Source organism: Streptomyces sp. NBC_01520, from assembly GCF_045040375.1.
Taxonomy (GTDB): domain Bacteria; phylum Actinomycetota; class Actinomycetes; order Streptomycetales; family Streptomycetaceae; genus Streptomyces.
In genome coordinates this window covers 172,727-193,627 of record NZ_CP109404.1, presented here as the reverse complement: position 1 = coordinate 193,627, position 20,901 = coordinate 172,727, and the positions used below count along the sequence as shown (strand labels likewise).

20 protein-coding genes are annotated in these 20,901 nt (G+C 69.9%); 12 read left to right on the top strand and 8 right to left on the bottom strand.

What is annotated here, in order from left to right; all coding sequences use genetic code 11:
• Positions 1-15: 15 nt before the first annotated feature.
• Genes OG524_RS00895 through OG524_RS00870 form a run of 6 tightly spaced genes read left to right on the top strand, consistent with a single transcriptional unit; the run spans position 16 to position 4,075 of the window.
• Complete coding sequence (locus OG524_RS00895) at positions 16-459, top strand: cupin domain-containing protein (protein ID WP_405392916.1); 444 nt, start codon at positions 16-18, stop codon at positions 457-459.
• On the top strand, positions 456-1,724 hold the full coding sequence (locus OG524_RS00890) for a beta-ketoacyl-[acyl-carrier-protein] synthase family protein (protein ID WP_405392917.1): 1,269 nt from the start codon (positions 456-458) through the stop codon (positions 1,722-1,724). Before OG524_RS00895 ends, OG524_RS00890 begins: the two co-directional genes overlap by 4 nt.
• Positions 1,721-2,971 (top strand): ketosynthase chain-length factor, encoded by a 1,251-nt coding sequence (locus OG524_RS00885; RefSeq protein WP_405392918.1) that lies wholly within the window; start codon positions 1,721-1,723, stop codon positions 2,969-2,971. Before OG524_RS00890 ends, OG524_RS00885 begins: the two co-directional genes overlap by 4 nt.
• A gap of 16 nt (positions 2,972-2,987) precedes the next feature.
• The gene (locus OG524_RS00880; protein WP_405392919.1) at positions 2,988-3,245 is read left to right on the top strand and encodes an acyl carrier protein; all 258 of its coding nucleotides are present in this window, start codon (positions 2,988-2,990) and stop codon (positions 3,243-3,245) included.
• Position 3,246: 1 nt separating this feature from the next.
• Entirely contained in the window at positions 3,247-3,726 is a 480-nt protein-coding gene (locus OG524_RS00875) for an SRPBCC family protein (RefSeq protein WP_405392920.1), read from the top strand.
• Positions 3,727-3,745: 19 nt separating this feature from the next.
• Positions 3,746-4,075, top strand: coding sequence for a TcmI family type II polyketide cyclase (locus OG524_RS00870; protein ID WP_405392921.1), 330 nt, complete (start codon positions 3,746-3,748; stop codon positions 4,073-4,075).
• Positions 4,076-4,147: 72 nt separating this feature from the next.
• Here OG524_RS00870 and OG524_RS00865 read toward each other — a convergent pair whose 3' ends face one another.
• Positions 4,148-5,245 carry a methyltransferase gene (locus tag OG524_RS00865; protein ID WP_405392922.1) on the bottom strand — a complete coding sequence of 366 codons (1,098 nt, stop codon included), beginning with the start codon at positions 5,243-5,245 and terminating at the stop codon, positions 4,148-4,150.
• 35 nt (positions 5,246-5,280) lie between these two features.
• Positions 5,281-6,363 carry a nitrous oxide reductase family maturation protein NosD gene (locus OG524_RS00860; RefSeq protein WP_405808554.1) on the bottom strand — a complete coding sequence of 361 codons (1,083 nt, stop codon included), beginning with the start codon at positions 6,361-6,363 and terminating at the stop codon, positions 5,281-5,283.
• 171 nt (positions 6,364-6,534) lie between these two features.
• Between OG524_RS00860 and OG524_RS00855 the strand changes: the two genes are divergently transcribed.
• Positions 6,535-6,963 carry an ACT domain-containing protein gene (locus OG524_RS00855; protein WP_405808553.1) on the top strand — a complete coding sequence of 143 codons (429 nt, stop codon included), beginning with the start codon at positions 6,535-6,537 and terminating at the stop codon, positions 6,961-6,963.
• Positions 6,964-7,029: 66 nt separating this feature from the next.
• A complete protein-coding gene (locus OG524_RS00850) occupies positions 7,030-7,530 on the top strand; it encodes a hypothetical protein (protein ID WP_307123115.1) in 501 nt (166 codons plus the stop codon).
• On the opposite strand, the gene OG524_RS00845 is transcribed toward OG524_RS00850, so the two are convergent.
• A complete protein-coding gene (locus OG524_RS00845; protein ID WP_405808551.1) occupies positions 7,469-9,733 on the bottom strand; it encodes a germacradienol/geosmin synthase in 2,265 nt (754 codons plus the stop codon). The two genes, OG524_RS00850 and OG524_RS00845, sit on opposite strands and share 62 nt — an antisense overlap.
• Positions 9,734-9,973: 240 nt before the next feature.
• On the opposite strand from OG524_RS00845, the gene OG524_RS00840 reads away from it, so the two are divergent.
• Positions 9,974-11,308 (top strand): N-acetylmuramoyl-L-alanine amidase, encoded by a 1,335-nt coding sequence (locus OG524_RS00840; protein ID WP_405808549.1) that lies wholly within the window; start codon positions 9,974-9,976, stop codon positions 11,306-11,308.
• Positions 11,309-11,415: 107 nt separating this feature from the next.
• Here the strand turns inward: OG524_RS00840 and OG524_RS00835 are convergent, their stop codons facing one another.
• Positions 11,416-12,552, bottom strand: a complete 1,137-nt coding sequence (locus tag OG524_RS00835) for an aminoglycoside phosphotransferase family protein (RefSeq protein ID WP_405808547.1) — start codon at positions 12,550-12,552, stop codon at positions 11,416-11,418.
• 231 nt (positions 12,553-12,783) lie between these two features.
• Between OG524_RS00835 and OG524_RS00830 the strand changes: the two genes are divergently transcribed.
• Positions 12,784-14,280: a hypothetical protein gene (locus OG524_RS00830; protein ID WP_405392928.1), complete on the top strand. Its 1,497-nt coding sequence runs from the start codon at positions 12,784-12,786 to the stop codon at positions 14,278-14,280.
• Between the two features lie 78 nt (positions 14,281-14,358).
• Here the strand turns inward: OG524_RS00830 and OG524_RS00825 are convergent, their stop codons facing one another.
• On the bottom strand, positions 14,359-15,804 hold the full coding sequence (locus OG524_RS00825; protein WP_405392929.1) for a PP2C family protein-serine/threonine phosphatase: 1,446 nt from the start codon (positions 15,802-15,804) through the stop codon (positions 14,359-14,361).
• A 552-nt stretch (positions 15,805-16,356) separates the two neighbouring features.
• Between OG524_RS00825 and rpmG the strand changes: the two genes are divergently transcribed.
• Positions 16,357-16,521, top strand: a complete 165-nt coding sequence (rpmG, locus tag OG524_RS00820) for a 50S ribosomal protein L33 (RefSeq protein ID WP_405392930.1) — start codon at positions 16,357-16,359, stop codon at positions 16,519-16,521.
• 312 nt (positions 16,522-16,833) lie between these two features.
• On the opposite strand, the gene OG524_RS00815 is transcribed toward rpmG, so the two are convergent.
• Positions 16,834-17,334: a tetratricopeptide repeat protein gene (locus tag OG524_RS00815; RefSeq protein ID WP_405392931.1), complete on the bottom strand. Its 501-nt coding sequence runs from the start codon at positions 17,332-17,334 to the stop codon at positions 16,834-16,836.
• A gap of 61 nt (positions 17,335-17,395) precedes the next feature.
• On the opposite strand from OG524_RS00815, the gene OG524_RS00810 reads away from it, so the two are divergent.
• On the top strand, positions 17,396-18,271 hold the full coding sequence (locus OG524_RS00810; protein ID WP_405392932.1) for a VanZ family protein: 876 nt from the start codon (positions 17,396-17,398) through the stop codon (positions 18,269-18,271).
• Here OG524_RS00810 and OG524_RS00805 read toward each other — a convergent pair.
• Both OG524_RS00805 and OG524_RS00800 read right to left on the bottom strand, forming a co-directional pair.
• Positions 18,268-20,010 (bottom strand): glycoside hydrolase family 6 protein, encoded by a 1,743-nt coding sequence (locus tag OG524_RS00805; protein WP_405808543.1) that lies wholly within the window; start codon positions 20,008-20,010, stop codon positions 18,268-18,270. The two genes, OG524_RS00810 and OG524_RS00805, sit on opposite strands and share 4 nt — an antisense overlap.
• A 343-nt stretch (positions 20,011-20,353) precedes the next feature.
• On the bottom strand, positions 20,354-20,818 hold the full coding sequence (locus tag OG524_RS00800) for a cellulose binding domain-containing protein (RefSeq protein WP_405392934.1): 465 nt from the start codon (positions 20,816-20,818) through the stop codon (positions 20,354-20,356).
• Between the last annotated feature and the right edge of the window lie 83 nt (positions 20,819-20,901).

Here is a 20,901-nt window from a genome sequence, read left to right as displayed (position 1 = left end):
TGGAGGAGAGCAGTCATGACCACGCACCGGCCCCGCATCGTGGACCTCAGCGAAACACAGCCCAACCGCAGGCGCGGAGGCGACCTGCGCGCCATGCTCACACCGGCGGCAGTGGGTGCCACCAGCGGTTTCATGGGGCTCGCCATCGTCCGTCCCGGAGAGCGCATCGGCGAGCACTACCACCCGTACTCGGAGGAATTCGTGTACGTCGTGGACGGACTCCTCGAGGTGGACCTCGACGGTGAACCGCACCCGATGCGGCCCGACCAGGGCCTGCTGATTCCCCCGCACGTCCGCCACCGCTTCCGCAACGTGGGTGACGTGGAGGCGCGCATGGTCTTCCACCTCGGCCCGCTCGCCCCTCGCCCCGAGCTCGGCCACGTCGACACCGAGGTCACGGAAGCCGCGGACCCCAGTGACGGCTACGCCCCGCCAGAACGAACGGGGGCCGCGTCATGACACGACGTGTGGCGGTCACCGGAGTCGGTGTCGTCGCGCCCGGCGGGATCGGAGCCCCGGCGTTCTGGGACCTGCTCTCCAACGGCCGCACCGCGACACGCGGCATCACCCTCTTCGACCCGGCGGCGTTCCGCTCGCGCATCGCCGCCGAGTGCGACTTCGATCCCGTGGCCCACGGCCTCGACGACGACCTGATCGCACGCTCGGACCGGTACGTCCAGTTCGCCCTGGTGGCTGCCAGGGAGGCACTCGGCGACGCCGGGCTCGACCTCGAGAAGGAGGACCCCTGGCGCATCGGGGTGTCCCTCGGCACCGCGGTCGGAGGCACCACCCGCCTGGAGAAGGACTACGTCGCCGTCAGCGGCGGCGGTGCGCGCTGGGATGTCGACCACCGGCCCGCGGGTGCCCATCTGGAGCGGGCCTTCTCGCCCAGCACCCTTGCCTCGGCCGTCGCCGAGGAGGTCGGCGCCCACGGGCCCGTACAGACCGTGTCCACCGGCTGCACCTCCGGCCTCGACGCGATCGGATACGCCTTCCACTCCATCGAGGACGGCAGGGTCGACGTCTGCATCGCCGGCGCGTCCGACACGCCGATCACCCCCATCACGGTGGCGTGCTTCGACGCGATCAAGGCGACCTCGGCGAACAACGACGACCCGGAGCACGCCTCCCGGCCGTTCGACGCCCACCGGGACGGGTTCGTCATGGGGGAGGGCGGAGCCGTCCTCGTACTCGAGGAGCTCGAACACGCCCGCGCCCGCGGCGCCACCGTCTACTGCGAGATATCGGGCTACGCCACCTTCGGCAACGCCTACCACATGACAGGGCTGACCTGCGAAGGGCTGGAGATGGCCGAGGCCATCAACACGGCACTCGCACACGCCCGGATCGACGGCTCGCAGGTCGACTACGTCAACGCGCACGGCTCGGGCACCAAGCAGAACGACCGGCACGAGACGGCGGCGGTGAAACGGGCCCTGGGCGCACACGCGTACAAGGTGCCGATGAGCTCCATCAAGTCCATGGTCGGCCACTCGCTCGGCGCCATCGGGGCGATCGAGATCGCCGCGTGCGTCCTGGCCCTCCGGCACCAGACGGTGCCGCCGACGGCCAACTACGAGACCGCGGACCCCGAGTGCGACCTCGACTACGTGCCGCGCACCGCACGGCCCCTGAAACTGCGCAGCGTGCTTTCGGTGGGCAGTGGGTTCGGCGGATTCCAGTCGGCCGTCGCCCTGACCCGACCAGGCGGGAGGACCCCATGAACACCCGGACACACCGGCGATCCGTCATCACGGGGATCGGTGTCGTCGCCCCCAACGGGACCGGCGCCGGCACCTTCTGGAAGCAGACGCAGGAAGGCGTCAGCGTCCTCGACCTGGTCTCCCGCGAAGGCTGCGAGAACCTTCCGCTGCGAGTTGCGGGCGAGGTCAGGGACTTCGACCCGGTCGAGTTCGTCGAGGAGCGCTACCTCGTCCAGACCGACCGCTTCACGCACTACGCGATGGCCGCCGCAGACCTCGCGCTCGACGACGCACGGCTCGGCCGCGCCGACTACGAGGACGCCCCGTTCAGCGTCGGAGTGGTCACCGCCGCGGGTTCGGGCGGCGGCGAATTCGGACAGCGCGAACTGCAACGGCTGTGGGGGCAAGGCTCCCGCTACGTCGGCCCGTACCAGTCCATCGCCTGGTTCTACGCGGCCAGCACCGGCCAGATCTCGATCCGCGGCGGCTTCAAGGGACCCTGTGCCGTCGTGGCCAGCGACGAAGCCGGCGGCCTGGACGCGCTCATGCACGCCGCGCGATCCATCCGGCGCGGCACGGACGCCGTGGTCGTCGGCGCCGCGGAGGCGCCCCTGGCGCCGTACTCGGTCGTATGCCAGCTCGGCTACGAGGACCTCAGCGTCTGCGATGAACCCACCCGCGCCTACCGTCCGTTCACCTCCGACGCCTGCGGATTCGTGCCCGCCGAGGGCGGCGCGATGCTCGTGGTCGAGGAGGAGACGGCGGCCCGCGGGCGCGGGGCACGGGTCCGTGCCGAACTGGCCGGCCACTGCGCCACCTTCACCGGCGCGTCCCGGTGGGAGCAGTCCCGCGAAGGACTGGCCCACGCCATCGAGGGAGCGCTGGCGGAGGCCGGCTGTGCGCCGGAGGAGATCGACGTGGTCTTCGCGGACGCGCTCGGCGTTCCCGCCGCCGACCGGGCCGAGGCGCTGGCCATCGCCGACGCCCTGGGCGCACACGGGCGGCGCGTACCGGTCACGGCGCCCAAGACCGGCATCGGCCGCGCCTACTGCGGGGCCCCCGTGCTGGACACGTCCGCCGCGGTACTCGCGATGGAACACGGCCTGATCCCGCCGACGCCCAACGTCTTCGAGGTGTGCCACGACCTCGACGTGGTCACCGGCCGCGCGCGCCCCGCGGAACTGCGGACGGCGCTCGTGCTCAGCCGGGGCCTCATGGGTTCGAACGCGGCCCTGGTCCTGCGGCGCCCCACCGACACCCCTCTGTGAGAAGGAGTAGTCCCTCATGACCGCTCAACTGACCTACGAAGAACTGGCCGCGCTGATGAAGAACGGTGCGGGCCTCACGGTCGATCCGCTGGCGATGGAGAGCCGCCCCGGCTCGGCCTTCGACGAGTACGGCCTCGACTCGCTCGGCCTGCTCGGCATCGTGGCCGTGCTCGAGAACCGGTTCGGCCGCCCGCTGCCGGCCGACGCCGACCGCTGCAAGACCCCCGGCGAGTTCCTCGACCTCGTCAACAACACCCTCGTGACAGGAGCCTGACGTGTCCGGACACACGGAGAACGAGATCACCATCGCTGCCCCGCTCGACCTCGTCTGGGACATGACGAACGACCTGGAGCACTGGCCGCAGCTGTTCAGCGAGTACGCGTCCGTCGAGGTGATCAAGCGGGAGGGCCAGAAGACGACCTTCCGGCTCACCATGCACCCGGACGACAACGGCAAGGTCTGGAGCTGGGTCTCGGAGCGCACCACCGACCGCCCGGCGCGCACCGTACGCGCCCGCCGCGTCGAGCCCGGACCGTTCCAGCACATGGACATCCGGTGGGAGTACACCGAAGTCCCCGGCGGCACGAAGATGCACTGGCGCCAGGACTTCGCGATGCGGCCCGACGCGCCGGTCGACGACGCATGGATGACCGACAACATCAACCGCAACTCCCGCGTCCAGCTGGAACTCATCCGCGACAAGATCGAGCAGCGCGACCGCGAGCGCCGCTCCGCCTCGGTCCCGGCCAACTGATGCCCCGAAAGGCAGCCAGATGCACCACGCACTGATCGTCGCCCGGATGGCACCCGAGTCCGCCCCGGACATCGCCGAGCTCTTCGCGGCCTCCGACAACACCGAGCTTCCCCACCTCGTGGGGGTCAACAGGCGCACCCTGTTCCAGTTCGGAGACGTGTACCTGCACCTGATCGAGTCCGACCGTCCCCCGGGCCCGGAGATCGCCAAGGTGACGGAACACCCGGAGTTCAAGGCCGTCAGCGAACGGCTCACCGCCTTCGTGAGCCCCTACGACCCGCAGACCTGGCGCGGTCCGAAGGACGCGATGGCCCAGCAGTTCTACCGGTGGCAGCGCGACGGCGCCTGACACACGGACGATCGCCCCGGGTCCGGCACCTGCGTGCCGGACCCGGGGCGATCGCGTCGTGCGCCCGGGACGTCAGTCCGGTACGACGCACTCGAACGCGTGCAGATACGCGTTGACCGGGTGGACCTTGCCGATCCGCAGGCCGGCCTCGGACAGCCGGCCGACCAGGCTCTCCCTGGTGTGCTTGGCGCCGCCCACGTTGAGGAGGAGCAGCAGGTCCATGGCGGTGGTGAACCGCATCGACGGGGTGTCGTCGACGAGGTTCTCGATGATCACGACACGAGCGCCCGGGCGGGCCGCGGCGACGACGTTGCGCAGCGTCCTGCGGGTGCTCTCGTCGTCCCACTCGAGGATGTTCTTGATGATGTAGAGATCCACGTCGACCGGGATGTCCTCACGGCAGTCCCCGGGCACGATCCGTACACGGCCGGCCAGTTCACCGCCGTCCCGCAGCCTGGCGTCCGCGCGTGCCACGACACCCGGCAGGTCCAGGAGTGTGCCGTGGACCGAGGGGTGCTTCTCCAGCAGACTCGCGAGCACGTGTCCCTGGCCGCCGCCGATGTCGGCGACCGAGGAAACCCCGGTCAGGTCGAGGAGTTCGGCCACGTCCCGCGCGGACTGCACACTGGACGTCGTCATGGCCCGGTTGAAGATCTGGGCGGACTCGCCCGCGTCCTGGTGGAGGTAGTCGAAGAAGCCCTTGCCGAAGGTCTCCGGGAAGACGCTCGTACCGGAGCGCACCGCGTCGTCGAGGCGCGGCCAGACCTCCCAGGTCCAGGGCTCCGTGCACCACAGGGAGATGTACCGAAGGCTGTTCGGGTCGTCCTCGCGCAGCAGCCGGGACATCTCCGTGTGGACGAACTTCCCGTCCTCGGTCTCGCTGAAGATCCCGTAGCAGCTCAGTGCCCGCAGCAGGCGCCGCAGCGGTACGGGCTCGGTGTTCACGACCAGGGCGAGCTCGGCCGCCGTGGCGGGTGTCGTGCCGAGCGCGTCGGCGACGCCCAGCCTGGCCGCCGCACGGACGGCGGCGGCGCAGGCCGCCCCGAACGCGAGCTCCCGCAGCCGCATGGCCGGTGGCGGGGCCTGGGCGGCGGAGGCGGCGGGCGCCGAGGGGGCGGTGAGGGGGGAGTCGACGGGCGTGGTTTCGGGGGTGGGACTGACAGTGGTCATACCGTCTCGTTTCTCCTGGTGCGGTGGTGCCGCCGTTACTCGGCACACATCCCGGCCGGTACAGATGTCCCGCACGTGTTGCTGTCGAAGGTGTTGCCCTTGCCGGTGGTGTCACGGTTGGCCAGGTCGGCCGGCTTGTTGCCCTGCACGAGGTTCCGCGTGACGCTGTTGTCGGTGTTGAGGGCACCCACGAAGCTCTTGAACAGCAGGATTCCGCCGGAGAGCGGGGTGGCCCCCACGTTGTCCCGGACGACGTTGGAACGTACGACCGTGCGCTCGCTGCCCGTCAGGACGATGCCCGAGCCCTGGATGGCCGACAGCCGCGGCGTCGCCGCGCAGAACTTGTTGTTCTTCACGATCCGGTTGCCGCTGATCGTCATGGCCCCGGCCGCCGGCTTGGACTCGTCGCCCACGACGAAGACACCGCTGCAGTTGGCGGTGATGCGGTTGCTGTCGATCACGAGGTTCCTGACCCGCCGGGCGGTGACGCCGATGCGGTTCCCGCTCAGGGTGTTCTCCCGGATCTCCGTCCCCCGGGTGTCGGTGGCCCCGCCCTCCTCGCTGACCGAGTTTGCGACGAAGACGCCCGCGTCGCCGTTGCCGGTGGCGGTGTTGCGCAGGAAGGCGGCACGGGTCGACCGCTCCTGGGCGATGCCCCAGGTGCCGTTCTTCGTGGCGGTCACCCGGCGGACCGTGAGTCCGTCGGTCCAGGAGGCCCAGACGCCGCTCTTCTTGAATCCGGAGACGGTCAGCGAGTGGATGCTGACGTCGTCGACGGTGTGGCCCTTGGTGCCGACGACACAGACGCCGTTGCCCTCCGTGGCGCAGGCATTGGCGGCCTTGGTGGCGGTCGCGGCCGGCCTGATCACCGTCCGGTCCCCGATGCCCCGCAGGGTCAGGCCCGGCGTCTTGATCAGGACGCTCTCGCGGTAGGTGCCGGGAAGGACGACGATCGTGTCGCCGGGACTCGCGGCGTTCACGGCGCTCTGGATGGAAGCACCCGGACGCACCACGTGGTCGGCGTGCCCGGCGGCGGCGGTGGGCACGGTGGCCGAACCCAGAGCTGTGGCCGCGGTGACGGTGACACCCACCAGGCATTTGATGTGTTTTCTTCTCATGAGCCGAAGCTATGGGCGATCAACCCCCAATGCCACGCAAGGTGAGCGTATGGATACATGGCGTGCCTGAATGGCTTACTCGCCCCTCCGTGCCCCGCATCAGGGCGACCGGCGCGGGGCGCGGGCAGTCTCATCCGACGTCGAGGGCGCGACAGCCGTAGCGTGGCGTCCATGACGGGCGAGCGCGATCTTCGAACACTGCTGCGGAGCATGCGACCGGAGGTGAACCCCGGCCGCTACGTCTTCACGACCGTGCCGGACGGTGGGATGCCCACAGGGGTCACCCCCGTGGCCACCGTTGCCGAGCACGAGGGGCTGACGCTCGTACTCCCCGAGGCGGACGCGGTGGCGGCCGGCCTGGCGTACGACTTCGTGGCCGGCTGGATCACGCTGCGCGTGCACTCCGCTCTGGACGCCGTCGGGCTGACGGCCGCCATCTCCCTGGCCCTCACCGACGCGGGGGTGAGCTGCAACATGGTCGCCGGATACCACCACGACCACCTGTTCGTTCCGTACGCGCGGGCGGCCGAGGCGGTCGAGGTGCTGGAAGCGCTGGCCGCGGAGTGCGACCAGCCTCCAGCGCCCACGCGCCCGGCGTGATCCGCGCGGGAGGTCCGAGGGGGCGCCCGGCTCCGCAACGTGAGCCGGGACACGTAACATGGCCCCATGTCCTTCCTCCGCCGCCGTAGCGCTGCCACACCCGCGGGCCCGGACTTCGACGTCCTGGCCATGGACCCGGGGGACTGGCCCGGCAACCTCGGCGCCGGTCTCCTCCCCGCTCCCGACGGAAGCTGCCAGGGCGTCTTCCTGCGGTACGACCTTTTCGGCGGCCGCGGCCCCGCGATGATCATCGGCAATCTGCCGGAGGGCTCACCGGCCCGCGAGACCGAGGAGGGCCAGGTTCCCTTCGAGGTCGCCCAGCTTCTCCTCGCGCTCGAGAACGACGAACCGGTCGAGGTGACCGGCACCGAGGACATGCCCGTCATGCAGGGTGACAGCCTGCTGATCGTGCGCCGCGTCAAGCTCTCCGAGAGCCGTATCTCCTGCGTTCAGTTCGACAGGAGCGACGGTGTGCTCGTCACCATCGCCAGCTGGGACCGCCCGATCACCGACGATCTGTACGCACTGCTGAAGCCACTTCCGGCCGAGCTGTTCCAGCAGGGCTGAAACGTCCCTGCGCGGTCAGCAGCTGGGTCACCCTCGCCGCCGACGTACCGAACCCCGTGGGACCGCTGAGGTGCCACGGGGTTCCCGTGCCCCGCCGCAGATCCTCCTCGCGGTAACGCCGGCAGTCCCGGTGCCAGATCAGGATGCCCGCCATCCAGTGCTGGAGCTCCACGACATAGCCCGCCAGGATCTCCCGTGCCTCCGCGTCCAGGTCGAAGTCGTCGTACATCACCGGGAGTTCCTGTTCGGCGACGTGCTGGAACTGGCGCATCCGTGAGTTCATCAGATCGTCCACGATCGACACGCCCGTCGGATAGTCCACCCCGAAGAAGTTCTGCACGACCAGGACGCCGTTGTGCACCTCGCCCTCGTACTCGATCTCCTTCTGGTACGAGAAGAGGTCGTTGAGCAGACAGGCGTAGTCCGCCGCCGCGTTCTCCAGGGACCGCAGCGGACCGCTGCGGTAGACCGCGTCCGGCACCTTCCTGCCGTGACCCAGCCGGCACAGGCTCATCGTCAGATCCGAACCGAACGTCGCCCGGCGCATCTCCATGTAGTCCACCGGATCCGGGATCCGGTTCTGCGCCTGGTTCGCCAGCTCCCAGAGCCAGCTCGCGGTCATCGACTCCACCGCCTCACGGAAGGCACGCCGCGCACTCCCGTCCATCGGGCCGGCGGTCCGCTCCCAGAGGTCGGCCAGACCCCGCTCCAGCGCGTTGACCGGATCCGGCACGGGTGCGCCGTCCAGCGGCATGAACAGCGACAGCCGCTCGTTGGCCAGCCGCGCCCCGGCCAGGTCACGCGTCCGGCCGTGCACCACCGGGAACCAGTCGTCGCCGTACGTCCCCCAGGTCAGCCACCCCGAGGACAGGTCCAGCTCGTCCGGTGTGGCATCGGGTTGCAACCCCGCCGCGCAGAGCGGCAGATCCGTCGCGACGAGCCGCTCCTCGTCCCAGATGTGCGAACCCGGCACACCCGGCTGCGCCTCCAGCAGCCCCATCCGGCGCGACCAGTCCACGATCCGCACCCGGGCCCCGTCCAGATGCGGGCTCAGCGTCGTGGTGAACGGCATGTCGAAGTCGGGCAGCAGGGACGGGCCGACGTGCCGGTAGGGCACATGCGTGTGGCTGCGCAGCCGGGCCGACTCCGCACGCGGCGTGAAGCGGAGCGAGGCGGCGGCCATGCCGAAACCGGGCACGCTCTCACCCGCGCCGCCGCCGTTCATGTAGCGGCTGGAGCGCATGTGCCACTCGTGGCCGCCCGACTGCCAGTCCTGAAGCCCCTTGACGTACGCGAGGACGGACAGCGTCTCGTCGGGCGTGAGTTCCTTCTCCGCGCAGAGCGGCCCGAGCTCCGTCAGAGCGGTGTTCTCGAACTGCTGGAGGCGCGAGGTCAGCAGATCGTTGACCGCCTCGGCCGCCTCCTGGGTGGAACAGCGCAGGAACGTCTCCAGGACGAGCACCCCGTTGCTGTTCTCGCCCTCGTCCTCGACCTCCCGCTGGTACGAGAACAGGTCGTTGCGCAGGTGCACCCCGTCGGAGAACGCGTCCCGCAGCACCCGCAGCGCTCGCGCGTCGGCCAGCGACGCGGGCACCTCCGCGTCCGCCGCGAACTCCACCAGCCCAGCCGACCACGGCGCACCGCCCACCTTGCGCCGCATCTCGATGTACTCGACGGGGTTGGCGATCCGGCCTTCGTTGATGTTCGAGAGCTCCCACAGGGACTCGTTGAGCAGATTCTCCGTGGACTCCGCGAACCTCGCCCGCCAGGCATCGGACATGCCCGGCACGGTCCGCGCCCAGAGATCGGCCAGACCCGCCTCCACGGGATTCGTGGGCTCCGGTGTCGCCGCACCCCGCTCCATCGGCATGAAGGCGGGCAGCCGGTCCAGATACCGCTTCCCACCCTCACGGTCCGGGGTGCGTTTGAACAGCTCCAGAAAGTGGTCGTCGAAGAAGAAGACCCACACGTACCAGTCGGTCACCAAGGAGAGGACCTCGGCCGAGCAGTCGGGATGGGTGTACGCGCACAACAGCGCGTAGTCGTGGGCCTCGAGGTCCTTCTCCTCCCAGATGCCGGATCCCTCCAGCATCCCCATCCCGCGGGCCCACTCCCGGGTATGGCTGCGGGCCACCTCCAGATGAGGGTTCAGGCGTGCCGGATACGGCACATAGAAATCCGGCAGTGAGAAGGGCTGTGCCATGAGTACGTCCGGCCTTTCCGAGAACTCCGCGCGGTCCGCGCGAACCTTTCCTGTCCGGGCCAGCACTACCCTTCGGCCATCCGGGGCACGCACCGCGCGAAATAGTCACACAAGCTCAGGTCCGGCGTGACACTGCACTCTTGACTCACCCTCAACTCGCGTCACAGAGTGTCCGCCGACGACGAACGCTGAGATCACCTCAGGCACGGCCCCGGTACGCCCGGCCCAGGAAGGGTTGTCATGACGTCCAAGCAGAGGACCAGGATCGCGCTCGCACTGACCACCGCAGGGGCGCTGAGCCTCGCGCTGCTCACCCCCGCCGCGCACGCCGACGCCGGCACCGTACGCCCGGAATGCCCCCGGAACCTGGACTGCGACTGGGTCCCCGCTGCTTACCGGCAGACCGGGGACCCGGCCGACAAGGAGACGTACGGCAACTACGACACTGCCGACCGGCCGGACACCAACGCGATCAGATTCATCGTCCTGCACGACACCGAGGTCGACTACGACACCACCCTGAAGATCTTCCAGAACCCGCTCAACCAGAGCTCCGCCCACTACGTGGTGCGTTCCTCCGACGGCCACGTCACTCAGATGGTGAAGAACAAGGACGTCGCCTGGCAGGCGGGCAACTGGTACCTCAACACGCACTCCATCGGCATCGAACAGGAGGGCGTCGCCGCCGAGGGCGCCAAGTGGTACACCCCCGAGATGTACCGGTCCACAGCCAGGCTCGTACGCCACCTGGCGGCGAAGTACGACATCCCGCTCGACCGGCAGCACATCCTCGGACACGACGGCGTCCCGCCGACCAGCGCCGCCGGGACGAAGAACATGCACTGGGACCCGGGACCCTACTGGGACTGGAACCGCTTCATGGCCCTGCTCGGCAGGCCCACCGCACCCAGCGCCCCACGGAGCAGCGAACTCGTCACGGTCGGCCCAGACTTCGCGACGAACGAACAGGCCTTCCGCGACTGCGAGAAGGGCGTCGACCTGCCGCTCCAGGGAAGCAGCGCGGTCCCCCTGCACACCGGGCCGTCCGCCGACGCACCCCTCTTCTCCGACCCCGGGCTCCACCCGGACGGTTCACCCGGCACCAACTGCGCCGCCGACTGGGGCAGCAAGATCAGCGCCACCCAGCAGGCCGTCGTCGCGGACCGGGCGCCGGGCTGGACGGCGATCTGGTGGTACGGGCAGAAGGCGTGGTTCCGCACCCCGGCCCGGACCCGCGTCACCGTCCCCACGTCCGGCTACGTCGTACGGCCGAAGGCGGGCAAGGACGAGGTGCCGGTGTACGGAGTGGCGTACCCCGGCAAGCAGGAGTACCCCACGGACTTCGTGAAGCCCACCGCGGGCAGCCCGCTGGTGTACACCATCAAGGCAGGGCAGGCCTTCCCCGGCGGCGGCGAGGCGCCCACCGGGTACTACTACGCACCGACGATCGACGCGTCGAAGCCGTACGATCACACGTATTTCCGGGGCACCGAGAAGTATGTGACGGTCCAGATCGGACACCGGATCGCCTTCGTGAAGACGTCCGACGTGGACGTGGTGCACGCCGGTTCCTGAACGAACCCGGGCCCGACGTGACTTTTTACGGCGCGCCGCGGGACCCGTGTGTCGGCACCGGTCCCGCGGCGCGCATCCCCGTCGGTCAGGTCATCGGCCCGCCGCGGTCAGCGCGTGCCCACGGCGGCGCGCACGGCCCGCCGGGCCATCGCGCAGTCGTCGTGCAGCCTGCGCAGCAGCAGCCGCTGCTCCTCGCTGGAGGAGAGCGCGCCCTGCCGGGCCTGGCCGCTCCCGGAGGGCGCGCCTTCGCGCATCGCCCGCTGCACAGCCGTCTCGTACGTACGGATCTCCCGGGTCAGGACGAGCATCAGATTGACCAGGAACGCGTCGCGCGAGGCCGCGCCCTTGGACTGTGCCAGTTGGCTGATCTGGCGCCGCGCCGTCGGTGCGTCACCGAGCACCGTCCACATCGTGGCCAGGTCGTAGCCCGGGAGGTACCAGCCCGCGTGCTCCCAGTCGACCAGCACGGGGCCGGTCGGCGGCAGCAGGATGTTGGAGAGCAGGGCGTCGCCGTGACAGAACTGGCCCATGCCCTGCCGGCCGCCCGCATGGGCCAGACCGTGCAGCAGCTTCTGCAGGTCACCCAGATCGCGGTCGGTGAACAGCCCCAACTCGTGGTAGCGGGCGATCCGCGAGGCGTAGTCCAGCGGCGCGTCGAACAGACCTGCCGGGGGGCGCCAGGCGTTGATCCGGCTGACCGCACCGAGGGCCGCCCGGATGTCCGCACGCGGTGGCGCCTCCGCCGGATGCCTCGTCAGTGCCGCCACCCTGCCGGGCATCCGCTCGATCACCAGTGTGCAGTTCTCCGGGTCCGCGGCGATGAGCCGCGGGACCCGAACCGGCGGGCGGTGCCTGACGAAGGCGCGGTATGCAGCTATTTCGTGCCGGAACCGCTCCGTCCACGCGGGGGAGTGGTCCAGTAAACACTTGGCCACCGCGGTGGCGCGGCCGGTCATGCCGGCGATGAGGACGGAACGCCCGCTGCGACGCAGCACCTGTACCGGGTTGAACTCGGGACAGATGCGGTGCACCGAGGCGATTGCCATCCTCAGCTGCGCGCCCTGGGGGCCGGACAGGTCGAGTCTGCCGCTGAGCGGTTGGGTGCCCGGCCCCGCCGCCCGCCGGGTCCGACCCGTGCCTGACACCGGCGGAGCGGCGCGGGGGTCGAGATACGGCCCGCCGCCCGCCCCCATGGGACGGAGCGGCCGGGGCGGGGCGGACACGGAGGACGATGCTGTGTACATGGGCGGTACAGATCCCTTCGTGCGCCGACAAGTTGCGTGCGCCGCCCCGGCCGGCGGCCGTTCGGCACCCTGGGGAGTACCGAGGGCTGCCGGGCGGGGTGGCGCTTTCCTACCTGACACCGGCCCGCGGGTGGCAGACCATCTGGCGGACCCTGGCGAACCCTGGCGAATAGTCGCTCGGCATCTGACAGGGGGTTAGTGTCAAGTCAGCCGAGAACCTGGGGGCTTGAAGTGACCGGAGAACCCAACACCCGTCTTTCCGACCTGTTCGGCCTGGCCGGCTGGTCCAAGGGCGAACTCGCGAGAATGGTGAACAGGCAGGCGGCGGCCATGGGCCACCTCCAACTCGCCACCGACACCTCGCGGGTCCGGCGCTGGATCGACATGGGGGAGTCCCCCCGCGATCCCGTGCCCGAAGTGCTGGCAGCTCTGTTCACCGAGCGGCTCGGCCGTGTCGTGACCATCGAGGACCTCGGGTTCGGCCGGCGCGGGCGTGTGGGGAATCGGCGAGAAGCCGGGACGGAGAAGAATCCCGACGGATTGCCGTGGGCGCCCGAACGGACGGCAGCGGTCCTCACCGAATTCACGGGAATGGACCTCATGCTCAACCGACGCGGCTTGGTGGGCGCGGGCGCCGCGCTCGCCGCTGGCTCAGCACTCACCGGCGCCATGCACGACTGGCTGCACTCCGAACCCGCTCCGGCGGCCCGGACCGCAACCCTCAACGACCCCCTGTACGCCGACAACGCCGGCTTCGACCGGTACGAGGCCGCGCCCATCGGATCCGAGGAGATCGAGGCCCTGGAGCGCTCGGTCGAGGTGTTCCGGGCCTGGGACGCCTCCCGGGGCGGCGGACTCCAGCGCAAGGCCGTCGTGGGCCAGCTCAACGAGGTGGGAGGCATGCTCGCCTACCGGCACCCCGACCACCTGCAGCGCCGCCTCTGGGGCGTCGCGGCCAATCTCGCGGTCCTCGCGGGCTGGATGTCCCACGACGTCGGCCTCGAACCCACCGCCCAGAAGTACTTCGTCATCGCTGCGCACGCGGCGCGCGAAGGCGGCGACCGTCCGCGCGCCGGTGAGGCACTCTCCCGTGCGGCGCGCCAGATGATCCACCTGGGCCGGCCGGACGACGCGCTGGACCTGATGAAGCTCGCCAAGTCCGGTTCCGGTGAGGAGACCCTGCCGCGTACGCGCGCGATGCTCCACACCATCGAGGCCTGGGCACAGGCGTCGATGGGCCGGGGGCAGGCCATGCGGCGCACCCTCGGCGAGGCCGAGGACCTGTTCGTCTCGGACAAGGGCGACGTGCCACCTCCGAGCTGGATGCAGATGTTCGACGAGGCGGACATGCACGGCATGCAGGCGCTGGCCTTCCGCACGCTGGCCGAGCACGATCAGTCGGCCGCGATCATCGCCCAGCGCCATGCGAAGCAGGCCCTCGACCTGCGGATAAACGGCCGCCAGCGCTCCAAGATCTTCGACTACATCTCGCTGGCCTCGGCATGCTTCATCGCCGACGATCCTGAGCAGGCGGACCGCTACGCACGTCTCGCCCTGGTGTCGATGGGGGAGACCTCGTCGCACCGCACCTGGGACAGGCTGCGCGAGATGTACCGGCTCACCGGCCAGTTCGCGGGATACACAAGGATCGAGGACCTGCGCCAGGAGATCGAACTCGCCCTGCCTCAGGGCACGTTCGGCAAGAAGCCCCGAGGCTCCCAGATCTGAGGCCGAGCCCTGTCACAGGGGCGCATTCCGTACTGTTCCCGCTCGTCGGGATGCCGGACAACGTGGTCCGGCGACCCTTCATGCCCCGACCCGAGCCACCAGCACACATGCGTCGTCCAGCCGTTCGTTCGCACCGAACTCCTCGACGACCGTGCGGACACAGTCCTGCGCCGTGCGGGCCTGTGCGAATCGCGGTGCCAGTCCCAGGAGTGCCTCCGGTCCTTCGGGTCCGGCACCCCGGTCGCTCCGCCGTGTCAGCCCGTCCGTGTGCAGCATCAGCACATCACCGGGCAGCAGGGCTACCTGGTCCTGCTCGTAGGTGACCCCGGACGCCGCACCCAGCAGCACCCCGTCCGGCGCGGGAAGAGGGCGCCCCGACCCGTTGCGGAACAGCAGCGGCGCGGGGTGTCCCGCCTGTGCCCACGCGAGCGTCCCGGTCGCCGGATCGAAGCGGCAGCACACCGCGCTGCCCAGGGCGGGTTGCGCCGAACATTCGATCAGCTGGTTCAGATGGCCCATCACGGCACCCGGCTCGATGCCGGCCACGGCCATACCCCGGAGTGCCCCGAGCAGCATCGCCATGGCCGAGGTGGCCGGGATCCCGTGGCCGGTCAGGTCTCCGACGGTGAGCATCGTCCGGCCGTCCGGCAGCCGCAGCGCGTCGTACCAGTCGCCGCCGATCAGGTCGCTGGATCCGGACGGCAGGTAGTGGGCGGCGACATCCAGTCCGCCCGCCCCTCGGCCGGGTAAGGGCAGCGAGCCGCACCATGCCGGCAGAACCGCCTTCTGCAGCTCCACCGCCACCCGGTGCTCGGCCTGCGCCATGCGTTCCCGGTGCCGCAGCGAGTCCCGGGTCCTGCCCACGATGTGCTGGCTGCGCCGGAGTCTGCTGACGTCGCGCAGGACCGCCCACATGGAGGCGGTGCAGCCGTCCGCGTCGAGTACGGGCTCGCCCATCATGTGCAGCGTCCGCATGGTGCCGTCGGGCAGCAGGATGCGGAACTCCCCGTCTATCGGCCGACCGTCCACCAGACAGTCCGTCACCATCGAGGTAAGCAGGGGCTGGTCCTCACCGAGGAGTACGGACGGCAGATCGTCCAGCGACAGGCCGCCCGCCTCCCGCGACCGGCCGAAGATCTGGTACAGCTCGTCGGACCAGGTGACCTCGTCGGTGAGCAGATTCCACTCGGCCGTGCCCACCCTGCTGAGGAGGGAGCCCGAGGCGGGCGGACCGGCCGACGACTTCCGGGTGGCCTCCGGCGCGGCCTCGGCGGCCGGCTGGGCGGGAATGCCGTCCCGGAGCTGTCCGAGATGCTCACCGAGGTCGTCGAGCTGATGGACGGCCAGCTCGCAGAGCGCTCGCTGCCATCGCCGCTGGGGGTCGTCCTCGTCGATGACCGTGGTGTCACGCCGCACGGCGTCCACGTCTCCACGCAGTCGCCGGGTCCGGTTGATCAACGCGTCGACGGCATCTCGCTCGGGCGGCTGTGGGGCGGGGCGGTCCGCAAACTGATGGGACGGCATCTCGTACTCCGATACAGGCGCGGCACGGTCGGTTCGTGGGGGTGGACCGAACACGACTGTTGCACAGGCCGCGGGAGCCCGTAAGGGATTCGGCAACACTCGATACGTTGTTGCTTCCGGCATATGCCGTCGGCCGCGTGGAGCGGGGGTCCGCCGAACACCCTTGATGCTTCGGGGGAGTTGACGCAAGTCATCCGGCGCGAAGGGCCCGTTGTGCGCCCGCGCGTGCGGCGCCTGGGCGGCGCACCCGTACCGGGGTCAGGGCATGTGCGCCGAGCGGCGCCCGGTGGATCGGCGGGGTACGCCCGGCGCCGGAACTCCCGACCGCTTCGATGTTCGGCATCAGGAGCGATGTGCGTCAGTCGCCAGTTCGAAGTGTTGGATCCGGGCGTCGGGTGCGAGCCCCGCCGCATCGGTGGCGGTGCGGGGCATGGGGATCCTGTCATCAGGGTCGGGAATGGCCGCGCACCCCCGCGTTGTCATCGGCAGAGCGAAAACGACACCCATTGCCATTTAGGGTGGTGGGGTCGGAACAACTGTCTGGAGGCCCCCGTGGCACGCAGTGAGACCAGGCCCGTCGTCCTGCTCCGGTCGACCGCCGGAACCGGCCATACCTACGTCACGCGCAAGAACCGCCGTAACGACCCCGACCGACTGGAGCTGCGGAAGTACGACCCGGCGTCGGGTGGTCACGTACTGTTCCGCGAGGTGCGCTGAGCGGGGCCGGTGGCAGGTGCGTGCCGGATCCCGTGGATCGGAGGTACCCCTCGGCCGGGGCGGGTGAGCCCCGTATCACCCCTGGTCGTCGTGGTGTGAGTCACATCCCGGGGGGCCGGTTCCCGGGAACGGACAGGGGTGGTTTATCGTTCATCTATACGTCGGAGTGAGCGGGCGGCGGTGACCGCCCTTTCACCTCGCACACAAGCCGCCCCGGCTGGATTCCCCCGATCCGGCCGGGGCTTCCTTCTGCCCGCGCCTACCGCCGTGGCCTGAATCTTTCGCAGCGCCGGACACCGTCGACGGCACCACTCACATGATCCGGGTCAGATCCGCGGCGTAGTACTCGATGGCGGGCCGGTACCGCTGTACGTGCGGGCTGCCGCTCGTCTCTGCGACCAGGTTCAGCAGAATCTGCATGGCCTCGTGGTGCTCGCCGGTGTTGAACAGCGCCATCGAGAGGAACGTCCGCAGTGCGCCGTCGTCGGGGAACTCCGCCACCCCGAGGCGCAGCGTCTCGACCGCCTGCCCGAACCTGCCCAATACCCGGTAGGTGCTGCCGAGTCCGAGCAACGCCCCCCGGCGGTCCTCCTCGCGGAGGCCGTCACCCTGCAGGCAGCGCTCGTAGTACGGGACCGCCTCGGCTTCCAGGCCGAGGACATCATGGACCCACGCCGTCTGGTAGGCCACGTCCACCGCGTCGGGGAACGTGGCGGTGAGGGCGAGCAGGTGTTCCCGGGCCTGTTCGGGATGGCCCCCCTCGCGCAGCCGTACGGCCTCGGCCAGCAGTTCGTCCTTGCTCTGTGCGCTCATGCGCACATCGTCGCATTCGACTCGGGGTGTGGCCGCCGGGGTTGGGGGCATCCGTTCCGCCATGACTGCAGAGGCGGACCGTAGTGCACGACGCAGAAGACTGGGCCGTCTTCTGCTCCGCGCGGCGGCATTGGCTGCCGCACTCCTGGGGCTTGTGGCGTTCTCGGTCGTCTTGGCCAAGATCACGCTGACGCCGTCACCGGCGTCGGAGGACCTCGTGACCTCCAATCTGCAGCCGGGACGGTCCTTGCGGCAGTACGCGGAGGACTACACCTTCCTGGCCGCGTGCAAACAGGCGGGCGGGAATCTGCTGCTCGGTGCCCCGTTCGGCGTACTGCTGCCGATCATGGTGCCGCGCAGGCTGCGGATGATCCGGATGGTCCTGCTGACCGTGCTCGTCATGTCGGTCGTCGAGCTCGCGCAGGGGGCGCTCGTCGCGGGACGGGCCTTCGACATCGACGACGTGATCCTCAATACGAGCGGTGCGCTGCTGGGGTACGCGCTGCTCGGCCGACGGATCAGCCACCGCTACCACACCCTCTCGGACGAGCCGCCCGCGGCGGAGCCGGCGAAGACCCCACCCGCGGCGAAGCCGGGGGCGACGCGGGCCACCAGCAGGACCGAGGTCGCGCGAAAGGCGCGGGCCGGCACGAAGGCCGTACGGGCGGGAAAGCCTGGGACGGGGAGCAAGCCCAGGGCGGGAAGAAAGGCGGGATCAGGCACCAAGGCGGGATCAGGCGGCAAAGCCGGATCAGGCGGCAAGTCGGCCTCGGCCGCCAAGTCCGCATCGGGACGCACGTCCAGCAAGTCCGGGGCCGCGACGCGCCGCAGCACGTCCGCGCCGATAGCTCGCGGACGCGCTCTGTTCGACCGGTGGCGCAGTCGCCGGCCGGGCCCGGGCGGGGGAGCGCCCGGAACCGGCCGACGGGGAAACTAGAGCGCCGGGTTGGCGTTCTTCATAAGCTCCTGGAACTGGGCGGAGAACCAGTGGCCCGAGACCGGAGCGTCGGGCAGAGCTCCGGAGAGGTTGTTGCCGTTCCGCACGTTACCCGTGTACGTGGGGTCGCACATCTGGTCGAATCCCTTGCCCTCGTCGTTCGGGATCGCCTTGCTGGAACCGTCGGACTCGCCCGGCGGCTTCATCCAGACGTACGCGTCGATCCCGGCGGCGGGGGCGGCCTGCGGCCGTTCGCCCAGGCCGGCTCCGGACTGGTTGCACCAGTTGCCCAGGTGGATGCGGCGGTCGTAGCGGCCGCCGTCCACATAGGTGTCGACGCTGGTGGTCGCACCCGGTCCCGTCGGCCGCTGCGTGCCGCCCCAGCCGTTGCGCGAGGTGTCGATCAGCATGCCGATGTCGGAGTTGAAGCCGACCGAGACGAGCTCGTTGCGGAATGCCTGGGCGAACGACTGCTCGTCCGTGTAGCGGTTCCAGTCGACCCACTTGGACTGGCGGACGGACGTCCCGTTGACGGAGTCGTTGATGGAGAAGTGGTCCTCCGTCAGCGCGCCGTAGTTGGCCGTGTTGGTGATGAAGCCGTGCACGTCGTTGACGGTCGCGCCCTCGGCGGTCGCGGCCTCGTGGAAGGTGTCCGCCGACGAGCCGAAGTTGTCGTCCCAGCCGATCCAGCCGTGGTGCCCCGCGTCGATGTAGTTGTAGACGTTGGGCGCGTCACCGAGCTTGTTGAGCGCGTAGCCGACGCCCTTGACGTAGTTGCCGTTGGCCTTCATCACGTCACAGGCCGGGGTGGCGGTGGGACGGCTGCCGGTGTTGGTGACGAGGTTCGGCAGCGAGTCGATCTCGACCGTGGTGACGATGCGCAGCCCCGCGTACTTCGCGTCGGCGAGTATCGCCGCGATCGGGTCGATGTACTCCGTCTTGTAGCGGCCGATCTCCGTGGGGCCGAGCTCTCCGTTGGAGGCGAGAGCCGCACAGTCACGTCCCGGCAGGTTGTAGATGACGAGCTGTACGACGAGCTCGCCGGAGCCCTTCTGGGTCAGGGCCTCGTCCAGGTGGTCGCGCAGTCCCATGCCGCCGTTGGCGCCCTCGATCGCGGCGATGCGGTCCAGCCAGACACCCGTCGGCTGTTCGGCGATACGGCTGCCGCCCGGCTCCGCGGCGGCCTTCGCCTGCCACTCCGGGTTCACATAGACGTTGGCACCCTCGTACGGGTTGTTGACACGGTTGCCGGCGGGCGGGTCCGTCGGGTCCGGCGGATCGGTCGGTCCCGTCGTGTCACCGTTGCAGGTGACGCCGTTCAGCTTGAAGGTCGCGGGAACGGCGCTCTGGCCGTTGCCCGTCGCATTGAAGCCGAAGGAGGCGGAGGCCCCCGAGGCGAGAGAGCCGTTGTACGCGACGTTCTTCGCGGTGACGGCCTTGCCGCTCTGGGTAACAGTGGCGTTCCAGCCCTGGCTGACCTGCTCGGTTCCGCCGAAGGACCACTCCAGCTGCCAGCTCGATATCGCGTCACCCGTGTTGGTGACGCTCACCGCGGCCGTGAGACCGCCGTTCCACTGGTCCTGGATCTTGTAATCGACGGTGCAACCGGCCGCTGCGGCGGCGGAGGCTCCGAACGGTGCCGCCGCGGCGGCGGAGCCCGCGGCTGCGGCGACGAGTGCTCCCGCCGCGATGAGCGCCGTTCGGGATCGGCGCAGGGTGGTGCGGCTCGTGCGGCTCATACGAATTCCGTTTCCTCAGCTGTCGAGGGCGCGCGGAGGGCGCGGCCCGATTCCGTACGGGTGGGGATACCGTCGTAGTCGCTGGTCATGGACGGGCCTGTGGAGCAGTCCCAGGTGTTCCAGGCCCGTCCTGGGCAGTAGGTCCGAGGTCGCCGAACCTCCGCGTGACCCGTCGGCGAAGCCGTGGGCGCAGGTGTTCTCGCCGAACTCGCCTGTGGCGAGGGGGACTTCGGCGACGACCGGAGCGAACGTGGAGGTCCAGCGGTCCTCGTTCGCACAGACATCGGTGTGATGGAGGTGCCGTGCTCCGGCGGGACGGCCCGCCGGGTCGTGCGGCTTGCGATCAGTGGGGCCGGTCGGATCCGGCTCCCGGATCCGCTTTGCAGAGCGTGCCGTTGAGCGTGAACGCACCGGATGGGGAGCCCGCACGCGAGCACGCACCAGCTCCGTACGTCAGGAGGCCGGCAAAGACGTCCGCACCGTTCGCGGGCGTCCCGTTCCAGCCTTCGCCCGCCGCGGACACGACCCTGCCCGGCAGCGACCGCAGGGCGTTTCGGCCCTGAGCCACCGTCCGTTCCCCGGGCAGATCGGATCCGAGGCTCCGGCCACCGGTAGCGGAACCCGGGCCGGCGAGCGTGACGGACCTCTGGAAGCCGCGGTCCCACTGATGCGCGGTGCTGTTGCTCCACCGTGCACACGGGGGCGGATCCGGAGGCCGGCACCACGGGGGCGGCGGCGAGGCCGGCCGTGGTGAGCACTGCTCCGAGGAGCAGTCTGAGCAGGTGCGATAAGTGCAGAGATGTCGCATGAGCGACTCCTGACAGACCGGGCGTGCCCCCTACGGCACGTCGACTGGTGGAACCGCTCCCACTGGTGAGGCTTGACGTTAGA